Source organism: Streptomyces sp. NPDC058678 (genome assembly GCF_042714835.1).
GTDB lineage: Bacteria > Actinomycetota > Actinomycetes > Streptomycetales > Streptomycetaceae > Streptomyces.
In genome coordinates this window covers 140,365-147,587 of sequence record NZ_JBHXSG010000019.1, presented here as the reverse complement: position 1 = coordinate 147,587, position 7,223 = coordinate 140,365, and the positions used below count along the sequence as shown (strand labels likewise).

Annotated in this window: 7 protein-coding genes; 3 read left to right on the top strand and 4 right to left on the bottom strand. The window is 72.0% G+C overall.

Features of this window, described 5'->3' with window-relative positions; translation table 11 throughout:
• Positions 1 to 1,703: FUSC family protein (locus tag ACFWWR_RS19490; protein WP_384304406.1), on the bottom strand; the 1,703-nt coding region annotated here is incomplete at its 3' end.
• 213 nt (positions 1,704 to 1,916) lie between these two features.
• A complete protein-coding gene (locus ACFWWR_RS19485) occupies positions 1,917 to 2,678 on the bottom strand; it encodes a nucleotidyltransferase domain-containing protein (RefSeq protein ID WP_384304403.1) in 762 nt (253 codons plus the stop codon).
• A gap of 502 nt (positions 2,679 to 3,180) precedes the next feature.
• Here ACFWWR_RS19485 and ACFWWR_RS19480 point away from each other — a divergent pair.
• Together ACFWWR_RS19480 and ACFWWR_RS19475 are read left to right on the top strand one after the other, a co-directional pair.
• Entirely contained in the window at positions 3,181 to 3,603 is a 423-nt protein-coding gene (locus ACFWWR_RS19480; RefSeq protein WP_384304401.1) for a RidA family protein, read from the top strand.
• Positions 3,600 to 4,067 carry a GNAT family N-acetyltransferase gene (locus ACFWWR_RS19475; RefSeq protein ID WP_383860632.1) on the top strand — a complete coding sequence of 156 codons (468 nt, stop codon included), beginning with the start codon at positions 3,600 to 3,602 and terminating at the stop codon, positions 4,065 to 4,067. Before ACFWWR_RS19480 ends, ACFWWR_RS19475 begins: the two co-directional genes overlap by 4 nt.
• A gap of 36 nt (positions 4,068 to 4,103) precedes the next feature.
• Here the strand turns inward: ACFWWR_RS19475 and ACFWWR_RS19470 are convergent, their stop codons facing one another.
• Positions 4,104 to 4,829 (bottom strand): aspartate/glutamate racemase family protein, encoded by a 726-nt coding sequence (locus ACFWWR_RS19470; protein ID WP_383860629.1) that lies wholly within the window; start codon positions 4,827 to 4,829, stop codon positions 4,104 to 4,106.
• A 5-nt stretch (positions 4,830 to 4,834) separates the two neighbouring features.
• Positions 4,835 to 6,313, bottom strand: coding sequence for an NCS1 family nucleobase:cation symporter-1 (locus ACFWWR_RS19465; protein ID WP_383860626.1), 1,479 nt, complete (start codon positions 6,311 to 6,313; stop codon positions 4,835 to 4,837).
• 181 nt (positions 6,314 to 6,494) lie between these two features.
• Here ACFWWR_RS19465 and ACFWWR_RS19460 point away from each other — a divergent pair, with 181 nt between their 5' ends.
• Positions 6,495 to 7,163 carry a GntR family transcriptional regulator gene (locus ACFWWR_RS19460; RefSeq protein ID WP_383860623.1) on the top strand — a complete coding sequence of 223 codons (669 nt, stop codon included), beginning with the start codon at positions 6,495 to 6,497 and terminating at the stop codon, positions 7,161 to 7,163.
• The last annotated feature ends 60 nt before the right edge of the window (positions 7,164 to 7,223 follow it).

The window sequence follows — 7,223 nt, the reverse complement described above, 5'->3', positions numbered from 1 at the left end:
GTCCCGGCGCGGGCGGTCCCGGCGCGGGCGGTCCCGGCGCGGGCGGTCCCGGCGCGGGCGGTCCCGGCGCGGGCGGTCCCGGCGCGGGCGGTCGCGGCGCGGGCCGTGCCGGTGCCGGTGCGGGCCTGGGCGTTGCCGACCAGGTGCGCGTCCGACTCGCGCAGGACGTGCGCCAGGTACGCGTGCGCCGCGTTCGCCGCCACGGCAAGCCGCGCGCGCACTCCACCCGCCCGCTGCCCCGGCATCGGCAGGTGCCCCACGATCAGCACGATCGCGCAGGCCAGCAGGGTTTCGCCGATCCGCCCGGCGGACGCCTGCGGCTCGCCGCCCACCATCACGAGCGAAAGGACGAGCACGGTGACGACGGCGGTCTGGGCGGCGAAGTGCCGTGTGGCGACGGGAATCAGGGCGCCGCTGAGGGCGACCAGCGCGATGAGCCCTTCAGGCCGGGGCAGCACCGCGGCGAACCCGGCGAAGAGGAGGGCCCCCAGTACGGTCCCGGCCGCACGGCACAGCACCCGGGAGGCGAGCGGCCCGAGGTCGGGCTTGACGAGGAACACGGCGGTGGCGGGCAGCCAGTACCAGTGCGTGTGCTCCCCGTACCAGCGGGCGTGGTGCAGCGCCTGTGCCACGCCCACGCTGGCCCCGAAGCAGAGAGCGACCCGCAGCCCGTACTCCCGTCCCCCGGCCCCGAACGCCGTGCGCAGCACATCCCCGACGCCACGCCGACGCGTGTGCAGATCGCCCCCCTTGCCCCGGTCGAAGGCCTCGGCGGCGTGCAGGAGGGCGTCGTCGAGGGCACGCAGCCCCGGCGCGGAACGGGAGGGCGCGGGCAGCGGCCCGGTGTGCGTGTTGTCCCGTACGGCGGCGGCGAGGCGGCGGGGCCCTTCGGAGGCCCGCCCGGCCACCGCGTCCCCGGCCCAGGCCAGCGCGGTCGCGGCCTCGGCGAGCGGCAGCGCGGCGGCGTACTGAGCGTGCAGCCGCCGTTCGGCCGCGGAGCTGGCGTACCGCCGCAGCCGGGGCCCGGCGAGGGCGTCCTGCGCATGGTCGAGCGCGGCGGTCAGGGCGGCCCGCCTCGCGCCGGCGTCCGCGGTGCCCGCGGCGTCGAGAAGCTCCCCCACGGCGTCGTACACGGCGGCGACGGCCTCCCGCTCGCCGTCGAACCGGAAGTCACCGGCGAGCGCACCGGGCGTAGGCAGAACGAGCCGCAGTCCGATCAACCACCCGGCGCCCGCGAGGTAGGCGAGGGCCCGCAGCCAACTCTCCTCGGGCACCGGCATTCCGGCCCCGATCGCGGAGGCGACGAGCAACTGGGTCCCGGCTCCGGAGGCGACGGGGCCTATGGCGCTGACGCTCCCGGCGACAAGCCCGACAAGGGTGAGGAGCACAGTCAGTGTGACGGCCCCGACGTGCTCCCCGGCCTGCGTTCCGACGAGCAGTCCCGCGGCCCCGGCGAGCGCGGGCACACCCAGTCGCTTGACCGAGGCCCGTCGGCTGCCGGGCCGGTCGTTGATGCCGGCCAGCATCGCGGCGATGGCCGCGACCACGCCGAGTGAGGCCCGTCCGGCGAGCACCGCCGCGAGCAGCAAGGGCCCGGAGGCCAGTGCCCCTCGCACGACCGCGCTCCAGGGGACGGGCCCCCGCTGGGCGCGAAGGGCGTGGGCGAGCCAGGGCGGCAGGGTCAGGGCGGCGGGGCGTGACACGGGGCTCCTGTCGTCTGTGCGAGGCGGGGGTGTGCCTTCGGGCGACGGTGGCCGGGCTGTGGACTGTGGTGTCCACGGTAGGTCGCGTCCCTGGAGGGGATGGAACGGTCGTATTTCGGGGATGTGACGGTTGGGCGGAGAGGCGTGTTCTTTATGAACGCAATGCCTGTCGCCCGTGTCGCGGCAGGCCCAGGAGTGCGCGGCCCCTCCCGGCTACGCCCGCGAGGTGAAGAGCTCCTCTGCGTCCGTAACAGCTCCGCCCAGCACGTCCGGCTCCGGACGCAACCGTCCGAGGATCTCGTCGACGTCCCGCAACCCGGCCCGTTCCAGCAACCGCTTCTCGTTCGTCACCCACTCCCCCCGACCCGCCAGCACGCCGTGCCCGGCCTGCACGGCGGCCGTGGCGATCGCGCCGGCCACCTCCGCGAGCCGGCCGGCCGGAGCGTGGTTGGCCTTGGCGTACCCGAGGGTGGCGAGGGCGGTACCGCGCCAGCGTTCGGCGGCGGAGGACCGGAGCTTCTCCGGATAGGCGGCCGGGCGCGGGAGTTCGCCGCGCAGCACCCGGTTGATCGCCAGCTCCGCCACGACCAGATAGCTCGGAATCCCCGCCAGGTGGAACAGCAGCGGCTCCACCCGGAACCGCCCCTCCTCCGCCTCCGCCGACTCGTGCTCCACCACGTCGAGATCGCGATAGTGCACGTCCACGCGCCGCCCGTCGATCGACAGCCACGCACCCCCGTTGAACACGCCACCGCCCCAGCCGCCGACCTCGGACACCTCGCCCTCCCAGCCGAGGGCCCGCACATCGTCGGGGTCGAACGGGCCCCGGTAGTAGACGGCCAGGTCCCAGTCGCTGCCGGGCTTGTGGGTGCCCTGAGCGCGAGAGCCGCCGAGGGCCACCGCCTGGACGGTGGGGAGCGTCGCGAGGTGGTCGGCGACGGCGTCCAGGAAGACATGGTCGGGGAGGGAGGGCATGGCAGCAGCGTAGGGAGCTGTGCCCCGTGTCTCCACGCGATTGTTGGTGTGCGGGTCCGCCTCCGGCCCGTCCCGCCGCCCCGATCGGCGATTGTCAGTGGTGTCCGCTTCAATGGGGAGTTGTCATCACAGAGCGTCACGAGAAGCCACGGGCGAGGGGCTGTCGGGCGGCACGGGGGAGGTAACGATGGTTGGCTGGGGGATGCACGAGGAGGACGGGCGGCGGTACGTCTCGTTGGCCGGGCTGCGTCTGCGGGGGTGGACCGGCGGGTTGGTGCACCGACTGCTCGGGGCACCGGACCGACTCAGTGTCGACCCTCGGGTCAGAGGCGCGCCGCAGGTCCGGCTGTACCGCCTGGAGCGGGTCGAGGCGGCCGAGCGGATCGGAGGGTCGCGGCCGTGGGTGGAGAGTCGCCGGAGCCTGCCGCGGGGAAATTCGGATGCGCGCCCGGCCGGACGCCCGGATGATCGGCGAGTTGTCGGCGACCGACCCAGGAGCGTCATGATCCAGCGCGTCACCTCCCCCGCCCTGTTCCCACCGCCCGCCTACTCCCACGCCTCCGTCGTCGAGGCCGGGACGAAGCTCGCCTTTCTGGCCGGTTCGGTACCCCTCGATGCCGAGGGGGAGCTGGTCGGTGCGGGAGATCCGGTGCGGCAGGCCGAGCAGGTGATCGCGAACCTCGGTGAGCAACTCCGGGCGGTCGGGAGCGACCTGGAACACGTGCTGGTGACCGATGTGTACGTCGTGAGCGGCGAACCCGCGGTGCTCTCCGCCGTCTGGGAGGTCGTCGAGGCGTCCGGGCTGAGTGCCGGTCCGCATGCGTCCACCCTCCTCGGTGTGGCCTGCCTCGGATACACCGGGCAGCTGGTGGAGATCACGGCGACCGCCGCGGTCCCGGACAAGAAGGAGGACGTACGACTGTGAGCCGTCCCGAAGCCGTCGTCGGCCTGCGTCGCGCCGCCGCCCCGGACGCTGCCTCCGCAGCCGACGTCTGGCTGCGTTCCTTCGCCGCCGCTCTGCCGACGGTCGTCCGCCCTCGCTCCGACGACGAGGTCCGCGCCTACTTCCGCGAGGTCGTGGTGCCGCTGCGCGAGACATGGGTCGCCGAGGCCGCGGACGGGGGCGGGACCGTGGGGGTGATGGTGCTCGACGGCCCACTGCTGTCCCAGCTCTACCTTGCCCCCGACTGGCGTGGACGCGGCATCGGTGACCGCTTCGTGGCCCTCGCCAAGGAGCGCGGCCCGGCCGGGCTGAGTCTGTGGACCTTCCAGGTCAACAAGCCCGCCCACCGGTTCTACGAGCGACACGGCTTCGTCGCTGTCGAGTTCACGGACGGCAGTGGGAACGAGGAGCGCGAGCCGGATGTGCGGTACGAGTGGCGTCCGTGAACGGCACCTGCTGTCCCGATCGCCCGATCCGCCCGATCACCCCGTCGGCCGCCCCCACACCCGCCTCTTCGGCACCGGCTTCGCGTAGCTCCCGGCCCGGCTCGTCGTCAGCCCCAGCGCCACCAGCGACTCCGCCAGCTTCACCGCCGCCGCGACCCCGTCGACCACCGGCAGCCCGAGCTTCTCCCCCACCGTGCGCTGCAACCCCGTCATCCCGGCACAGCCCAGCACCAGGACCTCAGCGCCGGCGCGGCACGCCTGCTCGGCGGCCGCGAGGAACGCCGTTTCGGTGCGCTTCGGGTCCCCGTCCCCGAGGTCGAGGACGCTGAGCCCCGTACCGACGACGGCGGCGCAGTTGCGGCCCACGCCCGCCAGCTCCAGGCTGTCCTCGATCTGCCCGCACGACCGCTCCAACGTGGTGACGACCCCGTACCTGCGGCCCAGCAGGCAGGCAAGATGGGCCGCGGCCTCGGTGATGTCGACGACCGGCACGTCCACCAGCTCCCGCACGCCCTCACGCCCGTGCTCCCCGAAACCGGCCATCACCACGGCGTCGTACGGCGGACCGTCGTACGTGCGCAGCAGGTCGATGACCGCCGCGGCCGAGAGGTGGCTGTCGAGCCAGCCCTCCGCGGACTCGGGGCCCCAGGCAGGGGTCAGCCCGGTCACGGTGGTGCCCGGGCCTGCCGCGGCCCGGGCACCTCGTACGATCTCCTCGGTCATCTCCTGCGTGGTGTTGCAGTTGGTGACGACGACTCGCACGTTTCTCAGACCCCCACGGGCTTCTGGGCCATGACCCCGGCGTCGTCGGCGCGCTCGGCGCGGCACAGCATCACGTACAGTCCGGCGGCCAGCGCCGTGCCGATGAACCAGGAGTACGGGGCCACATCGCTGAACGTCTTCACCAGCGCGAGCACCGCCGCGACCGCCGCCGAGGGCAGGAACGCCCACAGCGCCTTGGGGTTGACGCCCTTGCGGTAGTGGTAGCGGGAGCCGGGCTGGGCGTTGAACAGTTCGTCCACGTCGATGCGGCCGCGCTTGACCCAGTAGTAGTCGACCATGATCACGCCGAACAGCGGGCCGAGGAAGGCGCCGAGTCCGCCGAGGAAGTAGTTGACGACCGTGGGGTTGGAGAAGAGGTTCCACGGGGTCACCAGCAGCGCCACCACCGTGCTGATCATGCCGCCGACCTTGAAGGTGATCTTCTGCGGCCAGACGTTGGCCAGGTCGTACGCCGGTGACACGAAGTTGGCGACGATGTTGACGCCCATCGTGGCGATGGCGAACGTCAGCGCGCCCAGCACCAGAACCCAGGTGTTGCCGATCTCGGCGACGAGGTAGGCGGGGTCGGTGATCTCCTTGCCGAACACCTCGTACGCGCCGGCCGTCACGATGACCGACACGATCACGAAGGCCGTCGAGTTGACCGGCAAGCCCCAGAAGTTGCCGCGTCGGACGGTCTTGTCGTCGGGTGCGAAGCGGGAGAAGTCGCAGAAGTTGAGCATCAGGGTGCCGTAGGTGGCCAGGACCAGGCCGACCGCGCCGAACCACTGGCGCCACTGCTCGCCGACGGAGACCGGGTGCGGGGTGCTGGTGAGCGAGATGGTCCAGCCCGCCTTCGCCAGGATCCAGACCGCCAGCGCGATCATCACGACCCAGATGGCCGGGCCGCAGAAGTCCTGGAACTTCCGGATGGACTCCATGCCCTGGCTCATGATCGCCGCTTGGACCAGCCACAGCGCCACGAACGACACCCAGCCGAGCGCGTCGAGTCCGAGGAACGAGTTGTGCGTCCAGGACTCCAGGCCGGGCCAAGCCGCCAGCAGCATCACGTTGACGGCGACGGAGGCGAGGTAGGTCTGGATGCCGTACCACATGATGGCGATGACTGCCCTGATCAGGGCGGGGATGTTGGCACCCCAGACGCCGAAGGCGATACGACTGACGACCGGGAAGGGGACGCCGGTGCGCTGGCCGATGCGGCCCATCATGTTCATCCCGATGTAGATGATCACGAAGCCGACGAGCAGGGACGTGAAGATCTGCCAGACGTTCATGCCGAGGAAGAGCAGGCCGGCGGCGAACGTGTAGTTGCCGAGGTTGTGGACGTCCGACATCCACAGGGCGAAGAGGTCGAAGACCTTCCAGTTGCGCTTGCCGGCGGGCGCGAGGTCTTCGTTGGTGAGCCGGGGGTCGGGGACGAACACTGCTGTGCCGGTGGCTTCGGCACGGTCGGCGAGGGACACGGGGCCTCCATGAGGAGCCGGGGGACGGAGGAGGACTGCTTTCCGGTCGCTTGGTTCCGGTCGCTGAGCTACGCGTTTGGTATACCAAACTGCCGTCATAGTCCTCTCGTCAACCGTTCTGACCGATGTCGCTCCCGTTAACGCTCCGTAAAACACCCCCGGAGTCGGCGAAGATGGGCCCATGAGCTCGACGACGAAGATCGAACCCCTCGGCGCGGTGCGCGAGCGCGTCCTCGCCACGCTGCGACAGGAGATCATCGCGGGCGGCCTCCGCCCCGGCGACCGGCTCGTCGAGCGCGAGCTGGCCGAGCGCTTCGGGGTCTCCCGGGTGCCGGTCCGCGAGGCGATCCGGGCCCTGGTCACCGAGGGATTCGTCCACTTCGAGACGCCACGCCGCGCGGTCGTACGCCGTCTCACCCCGAACGACGTCAAGGAGCTCTTCGAACTGCGCGAGGCACTGGAGGTCTACGCGGCCGGACTCGCCGCGGCCCGCGCGACTCCCGAGGACCTAGCCGAGGTGCAGACGCTCCTCGACCTCGCCGCCGCCGCGACCGAGGCGGGCGACGCCGAGGCCATCACCGACGTCAACAGCCGCCTCCACGACCGCATTGTGGCGATGGCGGACAACAGTCTGCTGGTCGACGCCCTGGAGCCGGTCGCCGGCCGCCTGCGCTGGATGACCCGACGGAACGAGGAGTGGCCCCAACTTCTCGTGGAACACCGCGAGTTGTACGAGGCCATCGCCTCCGGCGACCCGGAGCGGGCGCGAGCGCACGCCCTCGCCCACGTGCGGACCAACTACCGCTCGACGGTACGGCAGTTGTTCGAGGACACCGCGGAACTCCGCTAGCGGGCCAGTACTGGGCGAGCGGCACGATCCGGCACGCGGCGACCGGATCGTACGGCCGCC